Origin of the sequence: Archangium sp., assembly GCF_036388035.1 — a bacterium.
GTDB lineage: Bacteria > Myxococcota > Myxococcia > Myxococcales > Myxococcaceae > Archangium.
The window spans coordinates 1-1876 of sequence record NZ_DASVSO010000396.1 but is presented as its reverse complement, the minus strand read 5'-3'; the positions used below and the strand labels follow the sequence as shown (position 1 = coordinate 1876).

Below are 1876 nucleotides of genomic sequence, written 5' to 3'. Positions count from 1 at the left end.
AACGACACCGGCGGGCCCATCGAGGCCGTCTACCTCTTCCCCCTGCCGCACGAGGCCTCCGTCCACCGGATGAGCTTCCAGATCGGCGAGCGCACCGTCCAGGCCGTCATCAAGGAGAAGGAGGAGGCCCGCCGCGCCTACGAGGCCGCACGCAGCGAGGGCCGCAGCGCCACCCTGCTCGAACAGGAGCGCCCCAACCTCTTCACCCTCTCCGTGGCCAACATCCCCACGGGCGAGAAGATCGAGGTGACGCTCGGCTACCAGGAGCGGCTCGCCTTCGACGATGGCGAGTGGCGCTTCGTCTTCCCCATGGTCTCCACCGAGCGCTACCAGTCCGGCAAGCCCATGGCCTCGGGCGGCACCGACCAGGTGCGCGATGGCGCGCGCATCCGCCCTCCCCGCCCCGCCTCCAAGGACCGCGCCGGCGACATCTCCCTGGAGCTGGAGCTGCGGCCGGGACGGTCCATCGACACGCCCCGCTCCCCCTCGCACCAGGTGCTCAGCGAGCCCGTCTCCGGCGGCTGGCGCGTGCGGCTCAGCCCGGCCGACTCCCTGCCCAACCGGGACTTCGTACTCGCCTGGCGCGCCGCGGAGCAAGGTGTCCGGCCTCAGGTCTTCTTCGAGCGCAAGGCCGACAAGCCCGGCACCTTCCTGCTCGCCATCACCCCGCCCGTCGAGGCCCCGTCCGACGTCATCGAGGCGAAGTCCACGGGCGGCAAGGCGGTGCGCTGCGGCAACTGCGGCGGCACGCTCGAGGACCCCGGCGCCGTCCGCGAAGTGCCCGGCATCGGGCCCGCGTGGCGCTGCGGCTATTGCGGCGCGGTCGTCTCCGCCTCGCGCCAGAGCCCAAGCCGCAAGGTGGGCCTGCCTCGGGACGTCGTCTTCCTCGTGGACCGCTCCGCCTCCATGCGCGGCGGCAGCCTGCCCCAGGCCCGACGCGCGGTGCGGATGATGCTCGACAAGCTCGGGCCCGAGGACGGTGTGCAGCTCTTCGCCTTCGACCATGATCGCCTCGCGGCGGACGGGCTGGGCGAGGCCTTCCTCCCGCGCTCGCCCGAGACCGTGGGTCTCCTCGACACGTTCCTCGCCGGACTGTCGGCGCGCGGAGGCTCCGAGCTGGAGGAGGCCCTGGAGCGCGTCGCGAAGCTGCCGGTGCGCGAGGGGCGCACCCGGCTCGTGGTGCTCCTCACCGACGCCGCCGTGGGCAACGAGGGACGGCTGCTGCGCCGCGCCCCGGAGCTGCTCGGCCGCGACACCCGGCTGTACGTGCTCGGCATCGGCCCCGCGGTCAACCGCTACCTCGTGGAGAAGCTGGCCCGCGCGGGCGGCGGCGCGAGCGACGTGCTGCTGCCCACCGAGGACATCGAGACCGTGGTGCCCCGCTTCGCGCGGCGCGTGCGGCAGGCCGGGCCGGTGCTCACCGAGCTGCGGCTGTCCTGGGAGGACGCGCTGCCCGCGGACGTCTACCCGAGCCCCATCCCGGACCTCTTCGGCGGCCAGACGGTGCAGGTCATCGGCCGCTTCAGCGGCTCGGGCCGGACTCGGCTCGTGCTGACCGGCAGGACGGCCACGGGCGAGCCCTTCCGCCAGGAGGTGGACGTGGATCTGCCCGAGGAGTCCGAGCAGGCCTCGGGCCTCGAGCGGCTGTGGGCGCGGCTGCGCATCGACTCGCGCCTGGAGCGGCTCGCGCGGGAGCCCTCGGAGGCGGCGGACATCCGGCTGGAGGTGCTGGGACTGGCGCTCAAGCACTCGCTGCTGAGCCCGTACACGGCGCTCGTCGCCGAGGACAGCGAGAAGCGGGTGCAGGAGCCTCCCCGTCGCGTGGAGGTGGCCGCCGCGCAGCCCGCCGGGGCAGACGAGCCCGAGGGGCACGAGG

General features: G+C 74.0%; 1 protein-coding gene. It reads left to right on the top strand.

What is annotated here, in order from left to right; translation table 11 throughout:
* Positions 1-1876 (top strand): VIT and VWA domain-containing protein (locus tag VF697_RS16085; RefSeq protein WP_331095904.1); only part of this gene is annotated, 1876 nt, incomplete at both ends.